Below are 20,847 nucleotides of genomic sequence, written 5' to 3' on the forward strand. Positions count from 1 at the left end.
GGCATCAATCTTTTAAGCAGCCTTTGTCAGCATACCGTGCGGGTCGAGTACGAATTTCTTCGCCACCCCGTGATCAAAGCTTTCATAGCCTTGCGGCGCTTCTTCCAATGAAATCACCTGCGCATTGACGATATCGGCAATGTTCAGACGGCCATGCAGAATAGCCTGCATGAGTTGGCGGTTATATTTAACCACCGGAGTCTGACCGGTATGGAAAGATTGTGCCTTTGCCCAGCCGAGGCCAAAGCGCAGAGACAGGCTTCCCTGCTTGGCAGCACTGTCGACAGCGCCCGGATCTTCGGTCACGTAAAGACCCGGAATGCCAATGGAGCCTGCCGGGCGGGTGATTTCCATCATCTGGTTCAGAACAATGGCCGGTTGTTCGCCACCACTATGGCCGCGGGCCTCAAAGCCAACCGCGTCAATGGCGCTGTCCACTTCGTTGCTGCCAGTCACTTCGGCAATCATATCGCCAAGGCGATCACTGGCTGAAAGGTCAATCGGCTCGAAACCGACCTTGCGGGCATGTTCCAGCCGCTCCTTGTTGAAGTCGCCGACCATGACGACCGCAGCACCTAAGATGCGAGCAGATGCGGCCGCAGCAAGCCCAACAGGACCAGCACCCGCCACATAGACGATTGAGCCTACGCCGACGCCTGCCTTCACCGCCCCGTGGAAACCGGTGGGCAGAATATCGGACAGCATGGTCAGATCGCGAATTTTCTCAATGGCCTGTTCGCGGTCCGGGAATTTCAGCAGATTGAAGTCGGCATAAGGCACCATGACATAGCGTGCCTGTCCGCCGATCCAGCCGCCCATATCGACGTAGCCATAAGCGCCGCCAGCGCGTGATGGATTGACGGTAAGGCAAACGCCGGTGTCCTGCGACTTGCAGCAACGGCAGCGCCCGCAGGCGACATTGAACGGTACGGATACGATGTCGCCAACTTCGAGCATTTCGACATCGCTGCCTTTTTCAATCACTTCGCCGGTGATCTCATGGCCGAGCACAAGGCCGGGCATTGCGGTGGTACGACCACGCACCATGTGCTGGTCTGAGCCGCAAATATTGGTGGTGATCACTTTCAGGATGACGGCGTGGTCCAGCTTGCGCCCATCGGGAGCGCTCAACACCGGATCATCAATATCTCGAACTTCGACTTTACCCGGGCGCATATATACAACGCCTCTATTCCTGCTCATGTCTACCTCCTCCAGATCGACGTGCGGATCGGTCCCGATCCGCACATAGTGGGCCGGGATGTGCGGGGATATACCCGTGGAAGAAGCGTACAGTGGTTAACGGTCGGAGAGTTGTCCTGTGCGCGACATGTCCGGTTCTCTCATCAGCATGTCAGCGAAAGATTTAAGCGCCTTTGTCTGATAGCGGTCATTATGCGACAGCATCAGAAACTGGCGTTGTGGGAGAGTAAAATCGGCCTTGACGAGTGTGCCTGCTGCAAGATGCGGTGCTGCGACGAGTTCCGAAATTGCAGTCACGTAGTTGCCGGAAAGTACGGCTGAACAGATTGCCTCATTGGAAGGCAATTCAAGTGCAATGTTAAGACGCGCAGGATTGTAACCCGCAACCCGCATCGCATCTTCAAACACGCTACGAGTGCCTGACCCATGTTCACGCAATATCCATTGGCCGCTGAACAACGTATCCCATGTGAGTTTAGCGGCAGTGCACCATTCATGGGCAGGGCCTGTGACAACGATAAGCTCATCCGTTCCAACCTTGCGCATCGAGAGGGCGGGAGCTCGCACAGCGCCTTCCACGAGACCGATATCCGCCAGTCCTTCTTGCGTGGCCTGCGTGACACTCTCGGTATTCCCGAGCGTCAGGCGCAAGTCGATCATCGGATGTGTCGCATGAAACTGTGCCAGATAAGGCGGTAGCCAGTAACTCGCGATGGTCTGGCTGGCATGGATCGTAAGAATTCCGCGTTTGCCGCCGCCAAGTTCTGAAAGCATACGCTCGGCCGATTGCGCACGGGCCAGCGTCGCGCGCGCTTCATCCAGAAATATGCGACCATCGCCGGTCAGCTCGATACGCCGACCGATGCGGTTGAAAAGCATCGCGCCATAGCGTTCTTCGAGCGTGCGAATGGCCGAACTCACTGCCGATGGCGTGAGATTAAGCGCTTCTGAGGCGCGGGTGAGGTGTTCGCGCTCGGCCACTTCGATGAAAATACGCAGTTGTTCCAGTGTCATAGCTTCAATCGTTCGATTTTATCGAATGAATTATGCCATATTATGCGATGGAATGAACAGAAGATTTAGCGCATCTCATTGGAAAATATTTCTCAAGATTTGAATGCTGATTCCGATGACCACCGCAACTGCCACAAAATTTCAGAACATTCTCCCCGGGCTTGCACTTAGCCTTGCTGTTTCGGCTGTGGCGATCGGGCTTGAAAAGATTGAGGAGCATTATACCGGGAAAGCTTGGCTAGAAGCGCTGGTGCTGGCGATTCTTATTGGCACCGCCGTCCGAACCATTTTCCGCCCCGGCAAGCAATTTTCCAAAGGCATCAGCTTTTCCGCGAAACTTCTGCTGGAGATTGCGGTCGTGCTGCTTGGCGCTTCCATCAGTGCAAGTGCCGTCATTGACGCTGGTCCCGGCCTTATATTTGGCATTGCCTGTGTTGTGGTGATGGCCATTACATTTAGCTACGGCATTGGACGATTACTGAAGCTGCCGCATCGCATGGCTGTTCTGGTTGCTTGTGGCAATTCTATCTGCGGTAACTCGGCGATTGCGGCAACGGCTCCCGTCATTGGTGCAGACAGTGAAGATGTTGCAGCTTCCATCGCATTCACGGCCATTCTGGGTGTCGTCGTTGTGTTGCTTCTGCCGCTGCTGGTACCATTGCTGGGATTGTCTTTCACGCAATATGGCGTTCTTGCTGGACTGACGGTCTATGCAGTGCCGCAGGTTCTGGCTGCCACCGCTCCAATCGCCACAATCAGCGTGCAGCTCGGAACATTGGTCAAGCTGGTCCGTGTGCTGATGCTCGGCCCTGTTATTCTGGCGCTTTCCGTGCTGGCTGGTAACAAGGACGCGGAAGTAAAACCCGGCTTCCTGCAATTAGTGCCGTGGTTCATCATCGGCTTTCTGGTGATGATGGCACTGCGTTCGCTGCACCTGATCCCCGAAGCCATTCTTCCCGGCATTCAGTTTGCGTCCACCGCACTGACGATCATTTCCATGGCGGCACTTGGTCTGGGCGTCGATGTGCGCTCTGTGGCTTCCGCTGGCGGGCGGGTGACACTGACAGCTATTCTGTCGCTGCTGGCGCTTGGCGCTATCAGTCTGGGCTTGATCCATATGCTGAACATTGTCTGACGCCTATTGTCGGACTTCACCAGAATAGATTTGCGATTGTCCGGGCTGCGGAAAAATGCTGCGATAAGTCATAGCTGATCAACGACTTGCGAGATTAGAAATGGCAGTATTACCGCTTACCAAAATCCCAGATCCGTTTTTGCGCGAGGTCTCTCTGCCTGTCGAAACCATCGACGGCGATATTCGCGGTTTTGCGCAGGATATGCTTGATACGATGTATAATTCGGGTGGTGTCGGCGTTGCCGCAGTTCAGGTGGGAAAGCTCCTGCGTATCACGGCCATTGACGTGAATTACCGGGATGGCGAACGCAAGCCGCTGATTGCGATCAATCCAGAGATCGTTGCTTCCTCCGACGAACAAAGCAGCTACGATGAAGGTTGCCTTTCGGTCGGGCCTTATCGGGGTTCGGTATCACGTCCAGCGCGTATTACTGTCAGCTATACCGATCTTGAGGGCGAGAAACACCAGATCGAAGCTGATGGTATTCTGGCAATATGTTTTCAGCACGAAATCGACCATATGGACGGTGTGTTGTTTTTCGATCATCTGACCAAAGAGCAGCGTCAGGAAATTCTGGATCAGGTGGCTGCGGAACAAACGTCTGTAGCCTGATGTCTATGGAAAATGCAGATCGGCGCATTTCCAATGCTTGTCCGCGATCAGGATAAAGAAAAAGCCCGCCATTTGGCGGGCTTTCTCATGTTCAGTCGAAGGGACGGAAAACTTAGTTGTTTTCCGACTTCTTCATTGCTGCAGCAAGAATATCGCCGAGCGAAGCGCCTGAGTCGGACGAACCGTACTGAGCAACTGCTTCTTTTTCTTCAGCGATTTCGAGCGCCTTGATCGAGACCTGCAGCTTGCGGGTCTTCTTGTCGAAAGCGATGACGCGAGCGTCAACCTTCTGACCAACCGTGAAGCGTTCTGGGCGCTGTTCGTCACGATCACGCGACAGATCCGAGCGCTTGATGAAGCTTTCGAGGTCGTGATCGACCAGGCGAACTTCAAGACCGCCATCGGTAACAGCGGTTACTTCACAGGTTACAACGGCGTTCTTGCGCAGATCACCCGAAGCTGCTGCTTCACCGACCTTGTCGCCGGAAAGCTGCTTGATGCCGAGCGAGATGCGTTCCTTCTCAACGTCAACGTCGAGAACGACAGCCTTAACGACTTCACCCTTGTTGTACTCTTCGATGACCTGTTCGCCTGGACGGTTCCAGTCGAGGTCGGAGAGGTGAACCATGCCGTCGACGTCGCCGTCGAGACCAATGAACAGGCCGAATTCGGTCTTGTTCTTAACTTCACCTTCAACGATCGTGCCCTGAGGGTACTTCTGAGCGAAGGTCGTCCATGGGTTGTCGAGGGTCTGCTTGAGACCGAGGGAGATACGGCGCTTGACCGGATCAACTTCGAGCACAACAACTTCGACTTCCTGAGTGGTCGACAGGATCTTGCCTGGATGCACGTTCTTCTTGGTCCACGACATTTCCGAAACGTGGATCAGACCTTCGATGCCTGGCTCGATTTCGACGAATGCACCGTAGTCGGTGATGTTCGTGACAGTACCGGTGATCTTTTTGCCGATCGGGTACTTCGCGCCGATGCCATCCCAAGGATCGTTCTCGAGCTGCTTCATGCCGAGCGAGATACGATGGGTATCCTGGTTGATACGGATGATCTGCACCTTAACGGTCTGGCCGATGGTGAGGATTTCCGATGGATGGTTGACGCGGCGCCATGCCATGTCGGTAACGTGCAGGAGGCCGTCGATGCCGCCGAGGTCAACGAACGCACCGTAATCGGTGATGTTCTTGACAACGCCTTCAACAACCTGACCTTCTTCAAGGTTCTGAACGATTTCCGAACGCTGTTCCGCACGGCTTTCTTCAAGAACGGTACGACGCGAGACAACGATGTTGCCGCGACGCTTGTCCATCTTGAGGATTTCGAAAGGCTGTGGGACGTGCATAAGCGGGGTAACGTCGCGGATCGGACGAATGTCGACCTGCGAACGTGGAAGGAATGCAACTGCACCGTCCAGATCGACGGTGAAGCCACCCTTGACCTGGTTGAAGATGACGCCGTCGACGCGCTCGCCATTGGCGAACTTCTGCTCGAGCTTGCCCCAGCTTTCTTCACGACGTGCTTTTTCGCGCGACAGAACAGCTTCGCCGAGTGCGTTTTCGATGCGCTCAACGTAAACTTCAACTTCGTCGCCCGGCTTCATCGAGCCGTCTTTGCCCTTCGCGCCGAATTCCTTCAGCGGTACGCGACCTTCGACCTTGAGGCCAGCATCGATGATTGCCATGTCTTTTTCGATGGCAACGATGCGACCCTTTACAACATAACCTTCTGCAAGGTCATTGTTGGCAAAGGATTCGGCCAGCAGCGACTCGAAGTCTGCGAGGGAGGGATTGAATTCAGACATAAATACTCCTGATGCATCCGGTATGAAACAACATCGGATGCGGCGCCGGGGGTTAGAGTTGCGTTAGGCCTGTCCTTCAGCTCCGTCTCTTTGAGACAACCGGCGCATGGAACGCGAAGTCAGGTTATAAATATGGGTGAGACCTATATAGGAACAAACCCGGAATTATCCAGCATTTCCAAGGCCTATCTTATCAGAAAGTCGTTAAACTGTCCCGATATTATGCCTTGTGCTGCGCGAAAGCGTGATCAATCAGCTTTTTTGCTGCAAGAAATGCCGCTTCTATACTCATTTCACTCGTATCTAGCAAGTGCGCGTCTTCAGCGGGCTTAAGCGGAGAATCGGTGCGGTTCATGTCACGCTCATCGCGCTTCCTGAGATCGGCCAGAATTTCATCGAGATCAGCCGTCCCGCCTTTGGCAACGATTTCCTCAAAGCGGCGTTGTGCGCGCACTTCAGGCGATGCCGTCACAAAAAGCTTTATCTCAGCCTCCGGGCAGACCACAGTTCCAATATCGCGGCCATCAAGTACGCTTGACGGCAATGCATTGGCGAAACCGCGCTGGGCTTCAACAAGAGCGCGCCGCACGGCAGGCATCACTGCTACTTTCGACGCCGCCTCGCCAATAGCATGGGCTGAAAGAACGGCCTTGTCCATCTGATGAAGGTCAAGATTAAGCGCCACATCAGCTGCAATTGCTTCATCATCAAGCGGCAGCCCCTGATCGAGCAGCGCTTTCGCCACTGCACGATAGGTGAGGCCGGTATCGAGATGCGGCATGCCGTAATGAATGGCAATGCGCCGGGCAAGGGTTCCCTTGCCCGAAGCTGCTGGTCCGTCGATGGCTACGACGAAACTTGTCATTGCTGCTCGCTGACTTCGATTTTTGCACCAAGGCCGGGCATCATGGTCATGAATTCGGGGAACGAGGTTGCAATCATCGTGCTGTCATCGACCGTGACTGGCTTATCAGCGGCCAGCCCCATGACGAGGAAGCTCATGGCAATGCGGTGATCGAGATGCGTTGCAACGGTGCCGCCTCCAAGGCCTTTGCCGTCTGGACGACCACGAACCGTCAGCGACATCTCGCCTTCGGTGCAATCGACACCATTGGCTTCAAGGCCGCGCGCAACAGCTGCCAGACGGTCTGATTCCTTCACACGCAGCTCGTCGAGGCCGTCCATGACGGTTTCGCCTTCGGCAAAAGAAGCCGCAATCGCCAGAACCGGATATTCATCGATCATCGATGGTGCGCGTTCCGGAGGAACCGTGACACCCTTGAGCTTCGATGACTTAACGCGCAGATCGGCAACATCTTCACCGCCAGCAAGGCGTGGATCGATGATTTCGATGTCTGCGCCCATTTCCTGCAATGTCAGGATAAGGCCGGTGCGGGTCGGGTTCATCAGCACGTTACGGATGGTGACATCCGAACCTTCGACCAGCAGAGCCGCAACCAGCGGGAAGGCGGTCGAGGATGGATCACCCGGTACGTCAATGGTTTGGCCCGTAAGCTTGCCCTGCCCGACGATGCGAATGTGACGCACGCCATCCTTGTCGGTTTCGACGGTGAGATCGGCACCGAAGCCCTGAAGCATCTTTTCGGTGTGATCGCGCGTCATGACAGGTTCAATGACGGTTGTGACACCTGGCGTATTGAGACCGGCGAGCAGAACTGCCGACTTCACCTGAGCAGATGCCATAGGCACGCGATAGCTGATCGGGTTTGCAGTCTTTGGGCCTGTCAGCGTTAGTGGCAGACGGTCGCCTTCTGCGGCCTTCACCTGTACGCCCATTTCACGCAGCGGATTAAGCACACGGCCCATTGGACGCGATGTCAGTGATGCATCACCGATAAAGGTTGTCGTCATGTCGTAAGTGCCGACAAGGCCCATGGTCAGGCGGGCGCCGGTTCCGGCATTGCCGAAATCGAGCGGTGCTTCAGGTTGCAACAGGCAGCCATTGCCGACACCGTTGATGACCCAGATATCGCCGTCTTTGCGAATCTTGGCGCCCATCGCCTGCATGGCGCGGCCGGTATTGATGACGTCTTCGCCTTCGAGCAGGCCGGTGATGCGGGTTTCACCCGAAGCAAGGCCGCCGAACATGAAGGAACGATGCGAGATGGATTTGTCACCCGGAATGCGGATTTCGCCCGTTAAAGCCTCCGAGCGGCGGGCGGTTGCAGGTTTCGGGGTAGCGGAATGGGACATGGATTCGTCACTGTCTCATTTTGGCGTTATTCACGCTGGATTAATCAAAGCGGCAGCTTCCTAGCACATGAACGGGGCGGGGTCATCCGCGAATACGTCTTTAAAGAGAGCTCTCTTTAAGACTATCGGGGCTGCAACGAGTCTTTAGCTTTGACAAAAGCTGCAAATTGCGTTTATGCACCGAACAACACCGTAAGGCGCGCCTTACGCCTTCTCTCGACCGTTTACGGTTATTGAGTATGATGGCGAGCAACATGTATGTAGTCATGGCAGGCGCGGTTGAATGAATTTGTGTCCCCGGGTGAACAAGTGGCGGAAATGCTGCAAGTGCTACGGGGGAAACATCAGGCGTGGAGTGCCACAGGCACGACAGGGATAAAAACTCACGAGGCTAAACGTGGCAAAAACTGAACTTGGTACCAAGCGCATTGACCCGGAAACGGGCAAGAAGTTTTACGACCTCAATCGTGATCCGATTGTTTCGCCTTACACCGGTATTTCCTACCCGCGTTCGTATTTCGAAGCGACCGTAGCAGAAAGCCGTGCGGTCGAAGAGGAAACCGAAGAGGAAGAACTGGATACGGCACTCGAAAAGCCGGAATTCGTTTCCCTTGAGGACGCGGACGACGAATCGAAGGGTGGCGAAGATCTTCCGGATATCGACGACGATGTCGATCTGGGCGACGACGATGAAGACACCTTCCTCGAAGAAGAGGAAGATGAAGACGACGACATGTCGGGCATTCTCGGCGGCGGGGTCGGTGGTGAAGACGAAGAAGGCTGATCGTCTTCTTCCAAGCTTTTTTGCAGGGCGGTCCAGTGGGCCGCCCTTATGCATTTAGGCGGGTTAACGGCAATGTTCCGTTCCAGATTGCGGGGCGAATCTGCACAACCGGCAAATTAATTTGCCCGATACGAAAAGAGTTGCGATTTAGCTCTTGATCTTCTGTAACGAGCCATTTAATAAGCCGCCACACCGGACAGAAATTCCTGTCTGGCCCACCTCGAAAGAGGTCTGATGGGGCCATAGCTCAGCTGGGAGAGCGCTTGCATGGCATGCAAGAGGTCAGCGGTTCGATCCCGCTTGGCTCCACCAAATTTTCCAAATCATTTATATCGAGATTTACGATAGAGCATTGTACACGACCGAATGGTCGCAGGGGTTGTAACGCATCTCGACTTTTCCCCAAAAGTTGCTACTGACATATCAATGAAGTAAAACTCTGCGATACGTTGAATGAAAAGACTTTCTGATTTCGACGGTATGCGATTTTTATTGTGTATCGGAATCGCGCTCTTTCATTATTCTTTTCGGATTTCCGTAAAGAACGACGCTATCCAAAATGTTATATTAACATTTGCTTATTTTACGGATATCTTTTTCATTGTATCCGGTCTTTTCCTCGGGCGGCGTCGCAATTATGTTTGGGGTGCTCGCCACTATGCAGGCTTTGTAGGAAGGCGCTTGGCGCGCATCTATCCGCTTCATGCCGTGGTGTTTTCCTGCTTCGCTCTCATATCCGTTCTGACCGCCTGGGGCATGTTGCACCCCTCTACACAGCCGAACATGAGCTGGTGGACCGGGTTTGCGCAATTGCTGCTGATTCACAATTGGGGGATGGGGCAGACCTTCTCCTATAATTATGTCAGTTGGTCGCTCAGCGCGCTTTTCATGATGTATTTGTGCTTCCCCTTGTTTGATCTTCTATGCAAGCGGCTGGGAGGCTGGCTTCTCGTTATTATTGTCGCTGCAATCATTGGCGGTGATTATCTGGCGCGATTACTTGGCGCATCATCGCTCACCCGAATCCAGTTTGCCGATGTTGGTGTGTTCCGTGCTCTGCCGTCATTCCTTTTCGGTATGTGGCTTGCGAGACGCGAGCAGAGCGCTTTGCCAAAGTGGCTTATCAAGATCGCGCTTGCAGCCTGCATGATCGTGTTTCTGTTCTATCACCCGTCGGGTAGTGATACTGATACTGCAACGCTGGAAGGGCCAAAACGGCTCCTCTTCCTCTACTTCTGCATGTACATGCTTTATGCCGCCAGTACACAGCAACTCTATACGCCGTTGCGATGGAGCGGCTTTGTCCAGCTCGCCCGCTACAGCTTTGGAATCTTCATTCTGCATCCGCTGATCGGACTTTTTTTCTTCAATGCACTGCCTAAAAGCTGGGGGCAGAATACGCTCGAAGCAGTTCTGCTGATAGGTGCAGGCGTTCTGGTAAGCATCGGGGCAGCCATCGTCGCTTATCATTTTTTCGAAAACCCGGTTAATCGCTGGCTGGTGGCAAAGATTAATGCTTGGGAGAACCGGACGCCTGATATCGTTGTGGAAACGGCTTCTCCCACACAGTCAGCCTGACAGAACGCCAACCCCAGATAGCGTTAATTTAGAGCGCATCCCGAAAAGTGCGAAGCGGTTTTCGAAGGAAGATGTGCGTAAAAAAAATGTATAGAGCATTTCCAATGACCCAATCAAAACAGGAAATGCTCCAAATGGGCGAAGAACTGCTGTTCGATACCCTAATTGAACTGCTTTTCAGAAGTTTCATTATTATCAGTCATCGTTGACTCGGTATTTGTCGGCAACCTAAAACGATGCACCTGCAATATGAATTTCATTATAAGTTATTGATCGGGTGGCAAAACTGCCGATTTTTTCAGAAAATAGTGGGACAAGTAAGCAAAGCTCAATCTGAGTGCTGCCGCCTTTCCTTCATTAAAACCCGTGGACGTTTCGTCAACACTCCCATAGAAATTTGCCCACACATTGATGACTTGCGCTGCAAGTGATCGAGCATGATTCTGGGAGGAATGATGAGTATCGAGGCCGTTTCCGCTGACAGCCAACCATTGTGGCAACCGGATGCAAAACGCATTGCAGCAAGTAATCTGGAGCAATTCCGTGTACGCGCGGAAAAGCTTACGGCGCAAAGTCTGGCTGATTATCAGGCCCTGCATCGCTGGTCGATTGAAGATCGTTCAGCTTTCTGGACACTCATCTGGGACTTTTGTGATGTTATCGGCGAGCGCGGGGAAGCGACGCTGGTCGATAAAGATCATATGCGTGAGGCAAAATTCTTTCCCGATGCCAAACTCAATTTTGCTGAAAATCTCCTGCGTCACAAAGGAGATGGAGAGGCGATCATCTTTCTTGGCGAAGACAAGGTCGAGCGTCGCCTGACGTGGGATGATCTGCACGCGCTGGTCTCAAAACTCCAGCAATTCATGCTGGCAGAAGGGGTGAAGCCCGGCGATCGCATTGCAGGCATGATGCCCAATATGCCGGAAGCGGTTGCGCTGATGCTGGCAGCTTCGTCTATCGGTGCGGTGTGGTCTTCGTGCTCGCCTGATTTCGGCGCACAGGGTGTGCTGGATCGCTTTGGTCAGATCGAACCCAAGCTGTTCTTTGCCTGCGACGGTTATTGGTACAACGGCAAACGTATTGATGTGAGCGACAAGATTGCCGAAGTCACAGCCAAGCTACCGAGCAGCAAGCGTTCGGTTATCGTCACCCATCTCGACGAAGCGGAAGCGGTCGCCAGCAAGGCTGCAAACGGTATCGCGCTCGATACGGCACTCGCCTCGTTCACTGCAAAAGCTGTCGAGTTCACGCGACTTCCATTCGATCACCCGCTCTATATTCTGTTTTCTTCGGGTACCACTGGCATTCCGAAATGCATTGTGCATCGAGCTGGTGGCGTGCTGTTGCAGCATCTTAAGGAACATCGCCTGCATGCGGATATTCGCGAAGGCGACCGATTCTTCTATTTCACCACCTGCGGCTGGATGATGTGGAACTGGCTGGCGTCAGGCATCGCATCAGGCGCGACACTTCTGCTCTATGACGGTTCGCCCTTCTATCCCGATGGCAATGTATTGTTCGATTATGCAGCGTCCGAAGGCATGACCTATTTCGGCACGTCGGCAAAATTCATCGATGCGGTGCTGAAAGCCGGGCTGCGTCCCGGTGAAACCCACGATCTGTCCGCACTTCGCACCATTTCCTCGACCGGCTCGCCGCTGTCGCCGGAAGGTTTTGCTTTTGTGTATGAGGCAATCAAGAAAGACGTGCATCTGGCGTCGATTTCAGGTGGAACGGACATCGTTTCATGCTTCGTGCTGGGCGTACCGACCGAACCTGTCTGGCAAGGCGAAATTCAGGGTGCGGGTCTTGGTATGGCGGTCGATGTTTGGGACGACGATGGCAAGCCAGTGCGCCGCGAGAAAGGCGAGTTGGTCTGCACCAAAGCATTTCCGTGTATGCCGCTGCAATTCTGGAATGATCCCGAAGGTGCAAAATATCAGGCAGCTTATTTCGAGCGTTTCGATAATATCTGGTGCCATGGCGATTTTGCTGAATGGACAGAACATGATGGCATCGTCATTCACGGACGTTCAGATGCGACGCTTAATCCGGGTGGTGTGCGTATCGGTACGGCGGAAATCTACAATCAGGTCGAACAGATGGCAGAGGTCGCAGAAGCGCTTTGCATCGGGCAAGATTGGGACAATGACGTGCGCGTGGTGCTCTTTGTGCGACTTGCTGAAGGTGTATCGCTCGATGACGATCTCAAAGCGCGTATCAAGACCAAGATCCGCACCGGTGCAACGCCGCGCCATGTACCTGCGAAGATCATCGCTGTTAGCGATATTCCGCGTACCAAGTCTGGAAAAATTGTCGAACTTGCCGTGCGCGACATTGTGCATGGGCGGGAGGTGAAAAACCGTGAAGCATTGGCAAACGCCGAGGCGCTGGAGCTTTATCGCAAGATTGCCGAGCTTCAGAAGAATTGATGCGGAACATGCCGCGAAAGAAAATTTCGTAATAGGGTAATAAATAGCCACAGAACGCCGCGCAAAGCCATTGCCTATTCGTCCGCCACGGGACACTCTGACCGGAACATAGCTGTTTTCAAAAACAGCAGCCGGGCAGAACTTGTGGAGGACGAGTATGTTTGCTTCGGGCATGAATTTCGGTCTTGGCGAGGAGATCGAAGCCCTTCGTGATACGGTGCGCCGGTTCGCGGAAAGCCGCATTGCGCCGCTTGCCGCTGAGACCGATCGCAATAACGCATTTCCCATGCATCTCTGGCGCGAACTGGGTGATCTCGGCGTGCTGGGCATAACCGCACATGAAGACTATGGCGGCGCAGGCATGGGTTATCTTGCGCATTGCGTGGCAATGGAGGAAATCAGCCGCGCGTCGGCCTCGATTGGCCTGAGCTATGGCGCGCATTCCAATCTTTGCGTCAACCAGATCAATCGTAATGGTTCCCCCGAACAACGCGCAAAATATCTGCCTAAGCTCATTTCCGGCGAGCATGTCGGCGCGCTTGCGATGTCAGAGCCGGGGGCAGGTTCTGACGTTGTTTCGATGAAGCTGCACGCTGAAAAGCGCGGCGAAAGTTACGTTCTCAACGGCAACAAGATGTGGATCACCAACGGCCCTGATGCCGAAGTGCTGGTGGTTTATGCTAAGACTGACCCGTCTGCTGGTCCGCGTGGGATCAGTGCCTTTATCGTCGAAAAGGGTTTCAAAGGCTTCTCCACCGCGCAGAAATTGGACAAGCTCGGTATGCGCGGCTCCAATACCTGCGAACTGGTGTTTGAGGATTGTGAAGTGCCCGCCGAAAATCTGCTTGGAGCGGAAGGCAAGGGCGTCAATGTGCTGATGTCCGGCCTTGATTATGAGCGGGTGGTGCTGGCGGGCGGCCCGCTTGGCATCATGGCGGCCTGCCTCGATGTGGTTATGCCTTATGTGCATGAGCGCAAGCAGTTCGACCAGCCGATTGGCGAGTTCCAGCTGATGCAGGGCAAGCTTGCCGATATGTATGTGCTGTTCAACGCTTCGCGCGCCTATGTCTATGCGGTGGCAGCGGCGTGTGATCGTGGCGAGACGACGCGTAAGGATGCAGCTGGCTGCATTCTCTATGCAGCTGAAAACGCTACGCAAATGGCGTTGCAGGCGATACAGGCGCTGGGCGGCAACGGTTATATCAATGATTATCCGACAGGTCGTCTCTTACGTGACGCGAAGCTTTATGAAATCGGCGCTGGCACATCGGAAATCCGGCGGATGCTGATCGGACGGGAACTCTTTCAGGAGACCCGCTGATGCCGGTTCTGAAATCTGAAATTTCGACACGCAGCGCTGCCTTTGAAGCCAATCGCAAAGCCATGCTTGCAGCGATTGACGTGGTGGCACAAGCATCGCGCACGGCCATTGATGGTGGCGGTGAGAAGGCGCGTGAACGCCATATCTCGCGCGGAAAGCTTCTGCCGCGTGATCGTGTGGCGCAACTGCTTGATCCGGGTTCGCCGTTTCTGGAAGTGGGACTGACTGCAGCGCATGGCATGTATGCTGGTGCAGCACCTTCCGGCGGTATGATCACCGGCATTGGCCGCGTATCTGGCCGCGAATGCATGATTGTCTGCAATGATGCAACGGTGAAGGGCGGCACCTATTATCCGATCACCGTGAAAAAGCATCTGCGCGCACAGGAGATTGCGGGTGAGAATCGTCTCCCTTGCATTTATCTGGTCGATTCCGGTGGCGCTAACCTGCCTAATCAGGACGAGGTTTTCCCGGATCGCGATCATTTTGGGCGTATTTTCTATAATCAGGCCCAAATGTCGGCAGCGGGCATTCCGCAGGTCGCGGTCGTCATGGGATCGTGTACGGCAGGTGGCGCTTATGTGCCTGCCATGAGCGACGAGACGGTCATCGTGCGCAATCAGGGTACGATCTTTCTTGCTGGTCCGCCGCTGGTGAAAGCTGCGACGGGCGAAGTGGTGAGCGCGGAAGATCTCGGTGGTGGCGATACGCATACAAGGCTATCCGGTGTCGCAGATCATCTCGCCAATGACGATGCTCATGCGCTGCAAATAGCACGCGCCATCGCCGCCAATCTAAACAGCCAAAAGCGCGAGTTTATTCCGAGAGGCGATGGTGCAGCACCGCTTTATGACGCGGAAGAAATTCTCGGAATTGTCTCGGCTGACACCCGCATTCCCTATGATGTGCGCGAGCTGATTGCGCGGCTGGTCGATGGTTCCGACTTTGATGAGTTCAAGGCGCGATTTGGTCCTACACTGGTTTGCGGTTTTGCGAGCTTTTACGGGATGCCGGTGGGCATTATCGCCAATAATGGCGTGTTGTTTTCCGAAGCCGCCTTGAAGGGTGCGCATTTCATAGAGCTTTGCTGCCAACGCAATATTCCGCTGATCTTCCTGCAAAATATCACTGGTTTCATGGTCGGTCGCAAATATGAGGCCGAGGGTATAGCCAAGCACGGCGCCAAGTTGGTGACTGCAGTGGCAACAGCCAATGTGCCGAAGATCACCATGCTAATCGGTGCATCCTATGGGGCGGGCAATTATGGCATGGCAGGACGGGCCTATTCACCGCGCTTCCTGTGGACATGGCCGAACAGCCGAATTGCGGTGATGGGGGGTGAACAGGCGGCGGGGGTGCTGGCCACAGTCAAGCGCGAGGGGATTGAGCGCACCGGCGGCACATGGTCGGCGGAAGAGGAAGCCGAGTTTAAGCGCCCGACGCTGGAAATGTTCGAGCGCCAGAGCCATCCGCTTTATGCCTCGGCGCGGCTTTGGGATGATGGCATTGTCGATCCACGCAAGAGCCGCGAAGTGCTTGGTCTATCGCTTTCTGCAACGCTGAATGCTCCAGTCGAGCCGACGCGCTTCGGCATCTTCAGAATGTAAAGAGGGCGATCAGATGTTTCAAAAAATACTGATTGCCAATCGCGGAGAAATCGCCTGCCGGATCATTCGCACGGCACGCCAGTTGGGCATTGCCACAGTCGCGATTTATTCCGACGCGGATGTCAATGCGCTTCATGTCGAAATGGCCGACGAGGCCGTGCGCATCGGCCCTGCCGTTTCTGCGCAAAGCTATTTGAATGTCGAAGCCATCATCAAAGCAGCACTTGAAACCGGAGCAGAGGCGATCCATCCGGGCTACGGCTTTCTGTCGGAAAATGCCGGTTTTGTGGATGCTGTCGAAGCGGCAGGGCTCATCTTCATTGGCCCGTCGGCAAAAGCCATTCGCGCCATGGGGCTAAAAGATGCTGCCAAAGCACTGATGGAAAAGGCGGGTGTGCCAGTCGTGCCCGGTTATCACGGCGATAATCAGGATGGCGCTTTTCTGAAAAGCGAGGCTGACCGGATCGGCTATCCCGTGCTGATCAAGGCCCGCGCCGGTGGCGGCGGCAAGGGTATGCGCAGGGTTGATAATTCTGCCGATTTTGCAACTGCACTGGACAGTGCGCGACGCGAAGCGGAAGCATCGTTCGGCGATAGCGCCGTGCTGGTAGAAAAATACATGACCAAGCCGCGCCATATCGAGGTGCAGGTCTTTGGCGATAGTTTTGGTAATGCGGTGCATCTTTTTGAGCGCGATTGCTCGTTGCAGCGCCGCCACCAGAAGGTGATTGAGGAAGCGCCAGCGCCCGGCATGACGGCTGACATGCGCGCTGTCATGGGCGATGCAGCGGTGAAGGCCGCACAAGCCATTGGTTATTCCGGCGCAGGCACGGTGGAGTTTATCGCAGACGTCTCGGAAGGGCTGCGATCCGACCTATTCTTCTTCATGGAAATGAACACGCGGCTGCAGGTTGAGCATCCGGTGACGGAAGCGATCACTGGCCTAGATCTGGTCGAATGGCAATTGCGCGTGGCGTCCGGCGAAGCACTGCCGAAGCGTCAGGACGAGCTTGCCATTCATGGCTGGGCTTTTGAGGCGCGGCTTTATGCCGAAGACCCGGCACGTGATTTTCTGCCTGCGACCGGAAAGCTTGCGCTGTTTGCAGCGCCTGAAAATGCGCGGGTTGATTCCGGCGTGCGCAGTGGCGACACCATCACACCGTTCTACGATCCGATGATTGCCAAGATTATCACGCATGGCGCTACCCGCGACGAGGCGTTGAACCGGCTTGAAGGCGCGTTGAACAAGACACGTATCGCCGGGCTTGTCACCAATCGCCAGTTCTTATCCGACCTTTGCAAGCTGGAAGCGTTTCGCTCGGGCGATGTTGATACGGGGCTTATTGCCCGTGCGTCGGCTGTGTTGTTCAGGGAGGAACAACCGTCAGATATCGCTTTTGCGCTGGCTTCATTGGGTGTGCTTGGTCTTCTGAATGCGCCACAAGAAGGCGACCCATGGTGCAGCCTGCGTGGGTTCCGCCTTTGGGGGGAGGCATCGCGTTCGGTTCTGCTCGATCATCATGGCGAACGCCATACGGTAAGCTTCACGACCAAGGGCGACGGGCATTTCGGTTTTGCTTTTGGCGGTGTTGAAGTCCGCAATTACGAAAACGGTCTGGTTCGCTTTGCCGCTGATGGCCGCGTTGCGGAGGCGACAGTCTCGCGCAACGGCCATGACGTGACCGTGCAGTTCGAAGGCCGCGACACCATATTTCATTATGTTGAGTCTATCGGCGCAGAGGAGGAGGCTTCGGGCGAAAGCCGCATTCTGTCGCCGATGCCAGGACTTGTGCGACTGGTTTCCGTCGCGGAAGGTGCCAGCGTCGCCAAAGGCGACCGGCTTGTGACGATGGAAGCGATGAAGATGGAGCTTTCATTGACTGCACCGCGTGACGGCAAGGTCGCAACTGTGAATGTCGTGGCTGGCGATCAGGTCAATGAAGGCGCACTGTTAGTCCAATTGGAGGAAGAACATGGCTGAACACGTTGAAATCGTCGAAATGGCTGCGCGTGACGGCCTGCAAAACGAGAAGCGTTTTGTGCCGACAGCCGACAAGATTGCGTTGATCGACCGCCTGTCCGATTGTGGCTATTCCCGCATCGAGGCAACGAGTTTTGTCAGCCCACGATGGGTGCCACAACTTTCCGATGCTATGGAAGTTATGGCCGGTATCCGCCGTGCCGACAGCGTGCGCTATTCAGTGCTCGTGCCTAATATGAAGGGCTATGAGCTCGCGGCGAACGCCAATGTCGATGAGATTGCCGTCTTCATTTCAGCATCCGAAGGTTTTTCCAAAGCCAATATCAACTGCACGATTGCGGAGAGCACTGAGCGGCTTGCGCCAGTGATTGGTGCGGCCATCAATGATGGGTTGGCCATTCGCGGCTATGTCAGCTGCGTTGTCGAATGCCCCTATGATGGATCGACCGCGCCGCAGGCGGTTGCCGAAGTCACAGAGCAGCTCTTTTCGCTTGGCTGTCATGAGGTGAGCCTCGGTGACACGATTGGGCGAGGAACACCGGAAACTGTGAGCGCCATGCTGGATGCAGTTTTGAATGTGGCACCAGCGCATAGTCTGGCGGGGCACTATCACGACACAAATGGACGGGCGCTCGATAATATCCGCGTCAGCTTGGAGAAGGGCTTGCGGGTGTTCGATGCATCCGTAGGCGGGCTTGGTGGCTGTCCCTTTGCACCCGGTGCCAAGGGCAATGTCGATACTGTGGCTGTCGCGGAAATGCTGCAACGCCTTGGCTTTGAAACAGGTCTTGATATTGAAAAGCTGAGTTCAGCAGCTTTGTTTGCGCAAGCACTCCGTCAGGATAAAGCGGCATGACAGAGTTTGAAACCATCCAGCTTGCTACTGACGAGCGTGGCGTTGCTACGCTAACGCTCAACCGACCTGAGCAGCATAATGCGCTGTCCGGTCTGATGATTGATGAGCTTCTGACTGCCACGCTTCGGCTTGCAAATGACGACTCGGTGCGGCTCGTGATCCTGACCGGCAGCGGCACCAGTTTTTGTGCAGGCGGCGATCTTGGCTGGATGCGTGAGCAGGTCAGTGCTTCGCGTGCACAACGTATTGAAGCGGCGCGCAAGCTTGCGCTGATGCTCAAAGCATTGCGCGACCTGCCGAAACCATTGATCGGGCGCGTGAACGGGCAAGCCTATGGCGGTGGTGTTGGTCTGATCAGCGTTTGCGATGCAGCAATTGGCGTGGCCAGCGCGCATTTCGGGCTAACGGAAACGAAGCTCGGCCTAATACCGGCAACCATCAGTCCCTATGTCGTGGCGCGTATCGGTCAGGCCCATGCACTGAGATCCTTCACCTCGGCACGATTGTTTGATGCAAACGAAGCAAAGCATATCGGATTGCTGCATCAGGTGGTCGAAGCAGAGCAGCTTGATGCGGCAGTTGAGTCCGAGATCAGGCCGTATTTTTCAACTGCCCCGGCAGCGGTTGCTGCCTCAAAGCGGTTGGTTCATGCGCTGGGAAGTCCGATAGAAGAGTCCGTCATCGAAATGACGCTTACCCGCCTTGCGGATACATGGGAAACGCCAGAGGCCGCAGAGGGAATTGCGGCCTTTTTTGCAAAGCAATCACCATCATGGAGAAGAGGAGGATAGGCATTTAATGGGAGGCCGATTTTCGTTGTAGTTGCGGGCACTTGGCCCCTTGCAATCGGAAGCCGGAAATGCATTCTTATTACATCATGAAAGCTCGCTCCCGTTCTGGAGCATGATTCCGAAAGAGCAGATGCAATTTCGGATAATATTATGGCTCTGGCACCTTAAATGGATGATGGCGCGGCGTGCTTTTAGATTAACCCTTTGAGATCATACGATGGAAAAAAGGGAGGGCCCGGCATTTCGGCAGCACAATCGCGCTGAGATTTGACCGGCATGGGTTGTCTGAGGTCATCGATGAAAAAGCGAGACCTCGCCAAAGGAGAAAAAGAATGAATCTGAAACTGCTTTCCAGCGTGGCTTTTGCCGCAACACTTGGCTTTGCCGGTGCCGCTTATGCAGATATCACGATCGGTGTTATTGCACCGCTGACAGGTCCGGTTGCGGCCTATGGTGATCAGGTTAAGAAGGGCGCGGAAACCGCCGTTGAAGTCATCAATGCAAAGGGCGGCATCAAGGGCGAAAAGATCGTCTTGAAGTTTGCTGACGATGCAGGTGAACCAAAGCAGGGTGTTTCGGCAGCGAACCAGATCGTTGGCGATGGCATCAAATTCGTGGTTGGTCCGGTTACGACCGGCGTCGCAATTCCTGTTTCTGATGTTCTTTCGGAAAATGGCGTTCTGATGGTTACGCCAACCGCAACCGGTCCAGATCTGACCGCGCGCGGTCTGGAAAATGTGTTCCGCACCTGCGGCCGCGATGACCAGCAGGCTGACGTCATGGCTGCTTACTTCTTGAAGAACTTCAAAGACAAGAAAGTCGCAATCGTTCATGACAAGGGCGCATACGGCAAAGGTCTTGCAGATTCCTTCAAGGCTGCAATCAACAAAGACGGCATCACCGAAGTTCAATACGATTCGGTTACACCTGGTGACAAGGATTTCAGCGCGCTCGTTTCCAAGCTGAAAGCCGCAGGCACTGAAATCGTTTATTTCGGTGGCTATCATGGTGAAGGCGGTCTTCTTTCCCGCCAGCTACATGATGCGGGCCTCAAGGCTCTCATCCTCGGCGGCGAAGGCTTGTCCAACACCGAATATTGGGCAATCGGCGGCACCAATGCTGAAGGCACGCTCTTCACCAACGCTGTTGACGCGACGAAGAACCCAGCTTCCAAGGAAGCTGTCGATGCACTGACGGCTAAGAAAATCCCGGTTGAGGCCTTCACCATGAATGCATATGCCGCTGTCCAGGTTCTCGCGAGTGGTATTGAACGCGCTGGTACGACGGATGATTCCGCCGCAGTTGCGAAGACCCTCCGCGACGGTCAGCCAATCGATACCGTTATTGGTAAGCTGACATATGGCGAAACTGGTGATCTGTCGTCACCAAGCTTCGACGTGTTCAAGTGGTCGGATGGCAAGATCGTCGGTCTCGATTAATTGCTGATTTAAAGTAAGTGAAAACGCCGGGGTTTTATCCCCGGCGTTTTTGTTTCAGACGAA

At 54.6% G+C, this 20,847-nt stretch carries 16 protein-coding genes and 1 tRNA gene; 12 read left to right on the forward strand and 5 right to left on the reverse strand.

Annotated elements, in window-relative coordinates:
* Positions 1 to 12: 12 nt before the first annotated feature.
* A complete protein-coding gene (gene fdhA / locus CEV34_RS07510; protein ID WP_007872961.1) occupies positions 13 to 1,203 on the reverse strand; it encodes a formaldehyde dehydrogenase, glutathione-independent in 1,191 nt (396 codons plus the stop codon).
* 96 nt (positions 1,204 to 1,299) lie between these two features.
* Positions 1,300 to 2,217: a LysR family transcriptional regulator gene (locus tag CEV34_RS07515; protein WP_007872963.1), complete on the reverse strand. Its 918-nt coding sequence runs from the start codon at positions 2,215 to 2,217 to the stop codon at positions 1,300 to 1,302.
* A 115-nt stretch (positions 2,218 to 2,332) separates the two neighbouring features.
* On the opposite strand from CEV34_RS07515, the gene CEV34_RS07520 reads away from it, so the two are divergent.
* Together CEV34_RS07520 and def are read left to right on the forward strand one after the other, a co-directional pair.
* Positions 2,333 to 3,352: a YeiH family protein gene (locus tag CEV34_RS07520; protein ID WP_039859461.1), complete on the forward strand. Its 1,020-nt coding sequence runs from the start codon at positions 2,333 to 2,335 to the stop codon at positions 3,350 to 3,352.
* A 100-nt stretch (positions 3,353 to 3,452) separates the two neighbouring features.
* The gene (gene def, locus CEV34_RS07525) at positions 3,453 to 3,965 is read left to right on the forward strand and encodes a peptide deformylase (protein WP_007872975.1); all 513 of its coding nucleotides are present in this window, start codon (positions 3,453 to 3,455) and stop codon (positions 3,963 to 3,965) included.
* A 112-nt stretch (positions 3,966 to 4,077) separates the two neighbouring features.
* On the opposite strand, the gene rpsA is transcribed toward def, so the two are convergent.
* The 3 genes from rpsA to aroA all read right to left on the reverse strand — a co-directional run bounded on the left by rpsA (position 4,078) and on the right by aroA (position 7,992).
* A complete protein-coding gene (gene rpsA / locus CEV34_RS07530; RefSeq protein WP_007872977.1) occupies positions 4,078 to 5,778 on the reverse strand; it encodes a 30S ribosomal protein S1 in 1,701 nt (566 codons plus the stop codon).
* Between the two features lie 220 nt (positions 5,779 to 5,998).
* Positions 5,999 to 6,643 (reverse strand): (d)CMP kinase, encoded by a 645-nt coding sequence (cmk, locus tag CEV34_RS07535; protein WP_007872979.1) that lies wholly within the window; start codon positions 6,641 to 6,643, stop codon positions 5,999 to 6,001.
* A complete protein-coding gene (gene aroA / locus CEV34_RS07540) occupies positions 6,640 to 7,992 on the reverse strand; it encodes a 3-phosphoshikimate 1-carboxyvinyltransferase (RefSeq protein WP_007872980.1) in 1,353 nt (450 codons plus the stop codon). Before aroA ends, cmk begins: the two co-directional genes overlap by 4 nt.
* Positions 7,993 to 8,389: 397 nt before the next feature.
* Here aroA and CEV34_RS07545 point away from each other — a divergent pair, with 397 nt between their 5' ends.
* The 10 genes from CEV34_RS07545 to CEV34_RS07590 all read left to right on the forward strand — a co-directional run bounded on the left by CEV34_RS07545 (position 8,390) and on the right by CEV34_RS07590 (position 20,784).
* Positions 8,390 to 8,776, forward strand: a complete 387-nt coding sequence (locus tag CEV34_RS07545; RefSeq protein WP_007872981.1) for a TIGR02300 family protein — start codon at positions 8,390 to 8,392, stop codon at positions 8,774 to 8,776.
* 236 nt (positions 8,777 to 9,012) lie between these two features.
* A tRNA-Ala gene (locus CEV34_RS07550) sits at positions 9,013 to 9,088 on the forward strand.
* Positions 9,089 to 9,229: 141 nt separating this feature from the next.
* Positions 9,230 to 10,354, forward strand: coding sequence for an acyltransferase family protein (locus tag CEV34_RS07555; protein WP_007872983.1), 1,125 nt, complete (start codon positions 9,230 to 9,232; stop codon positions 10,352 to 10,354).
* Positions 10,355 to 10,809: 455 nt separating this feature from the next.
* Positions 10,810 to 12,789: an acetoacetate--CoA ligase gene (locus CEV34_RS07560; RefSeq protein ID WP_007872992.1), complete on the forward strand. Its 1,980-nt coding sequence runs from the start codon at positions 10,810 to 10,812 to the stop codon at positions 12,787 to 12,789.
* A 172-nt stretch (positions 12,790 to 12,961) separates the two neighbouring features.
* On the forward strand, positions 12,962 to 14,110 hold the full coding sequence (locus CEV34_RS07565) for an isovaleryl-CoA dehydrogenase (RefSeq protein WP_171380037.1): 1,149 nt from the start codon (positions 12,962 to 12,964) through the stop codon (positions 14,108 to 14,110).
* Positions 14,110 to 15,717 carry a carboxyl transferase domain-containing protein gene (locus tag CEV34_RS07570; RefSeq protein ID WP_007872994.1) on the forward strand — a complete coding sequence of 536 codons (1,608 nt, stop codon included), beginning with the start codon at positions 14,110 to 14,112 and terminating at the stop codon, positions 15,715 to 15,717. The genes CEV34_RS07565 and CEV34_RS07570 overlap by 1 nt, the downstream gene beginning before the upstream one ends.
* Before the next feature lie 13 nt (positions 15,718 to 15,730).
* Positions 15,731 to 17,698, forward strand: coding sequence for an acetyl/propionyl/methylcrotonyl-CoA carboxylase subunit alpha (locus tag CEV34_RS07575; protein WP_007872995.1), 1,968 nt, complete (start codon positions 15,731 to 15,733; stop codon positions 17,696 to 17,698).
* On the forward strand, positions 17,691 to 18,554 hold the full coding sequence (locus tag CEV34_RS07580; RefSeq protein ID WP_007872996.1) for a hydroxymethylglutaryl-CoA lyase: 864 nt from the start codon (positions 17,691 to 17,693) through the stop codon (positions 18,552 to 18,554). Before CEV34_RS07575 ends, CEV34_RS07580 begins: the two co-directional genes overlap by 8 nt.
* Positions 18,551 to 19,345: a crotonase/enoyl-CoA hydratase family protein gene (locus CEV34_RS07585; protein WP_007872997.1), complete on the forward strand. Its 795-nt coding sequence runs from the start codon at positions 18,551 to 18,553 to the stop codon at positions 19,343 to 19,345. The genes CEV34_RS07580 and CEV34_RS07585 overlap by 4 nt, the downstream gene beginning before the upstream one ends.
* A gap of 332 nt (positions 19,346 to 19,677) precedes the next feature.
* Complete coding sequence (locus tag CEV34_RS07590; RefSeq protein WP_007872998.1) at positions 19,678 to 20,784, forward strand: ABC transporter substrate-binding protein; 1,107 nt, start codon at positions 19,678 to 19,680, stop codon at positions 20,782 to 20,784.
* Positions 20,785 to 20,847: the final 63 nt, after the last annotated feature.

Origin of the sequence: Brucella pseudogrignonensis, from assembly GCF_002252525.1 — a bacterium.
Lineage (GTDB): Bacteria > Pseudomonadota > Alphaproteobacteria > Rhizobiales > Rhizobiaceae > Brucella > Brucella pseudogrignonensis.

Excerpts from the sequence above, each read along its gene's own strand:
- fdhA (WP_007872961.1), bottom strand. The coding sequence starts at position 1,203 with ATGAGCAGGAATAGAGGCGTTGTATATATGCGCCCGGGTAAAGTCGAA.
- CEV34_RS07515 (WP_007872963.1), bottom strand. The coding sequence starts at position 2,217 with ATGACACTGGAACAACTGCGTATTTTCATCGAAGTGGCCGAGCGCGAA.
- CEV34_RS07520 (WP_039859461.1), top strand. The coding sequence starts at position 2,333 with ATGACCACCGCAACTGCCACAAAATTTCAGAACATTCTCCCCGGGCTT.
- def (WP_007872975.1), top strand. The coding sequence starts at position 3,453 with ATGGCAGTATTACCGCTTACCAAAATCCCAGATCCGTTTTTGCGCGAG.
- rpsA (WP_007872977.1), bottom strand. The coding sequence starts at position 5,778 with ATGTCTGAATTCAATCCCTCCCTCGCAGACTTCGAGTCGCTGCTGGCC.
- cmk (WP_007872979.1), bottom strand. The coding sequence starts at position 6,643 with ATGACAAGTTTCGTCGTAGCCATCGACGGACCAGCAGCTTCGGGCAAG.
- aroA (WP_007872980.1), bottom strand. The coding sequence starts at position 7,992 with ATGTCCCATTCCGCTACCCCGAAACCTGCAACCGCCCGCCGCTCGGAG.
- CEV34_RS07555 (WP_007872983.1), top strand. The coding sequence starts at position 9,230 with ATGAAAAGACTTTCTGATTTCGACGGTATGCGATTTTTATTGTGTATC.
- CEV34_RS07560 (WP_007872992.1), top strand. The coding sequence starts at position 10,810 with ATGAGTATCGAGGCCGTTTCCGCTGACAGCCAACCATTGTGGCAACCG.
- CEV34_RS07565 (WP_171380037.1), top strand. The coding sequence starts at position 12,962 with ATGAATTTCGGTCTTGGCGAGGAGATCGAAGCCCTTCGTGATACGGTG.
- CEV34_RS07570 (WP_007872994.1), top strand. The coding sequence starts at position 14,110 with ATGCCGGTTCTGAAATCTGAAATTTCGACACGCAGCGCTGCCTTTGAA.
- CEV34_RS07575 (WP_007872995.1), top strand. The coding sequence starts at position 15,731 with ATGTTTCAAAAAATACTGATTGCCAATCGCGGAGAAATCGCCTGCCGG.
- CEV34_RS07580 (WP_007872996.1), top strand. The coding sequence starts at position 17,691 with ATGGCTGAACACGTTGAAATCGTCGAAATGGCTGCGCGTGACGGCCTG.
- CEV34_RS07585 (WP_007872997.1), top strand. The coding sequence starts at position 18,551 with ATGACAGAGTTTGAAACCATCCAGCTTGCTACTGACGAGCGTGGCGTT.
- CEV34_RS07590 (WP_007872998.1), top strand. The coding sequence starts at position 19,678 with ATGAATCTGAAACTGCTTTCCAGCGTGGCTTTTGCCGCAACACTTGGC.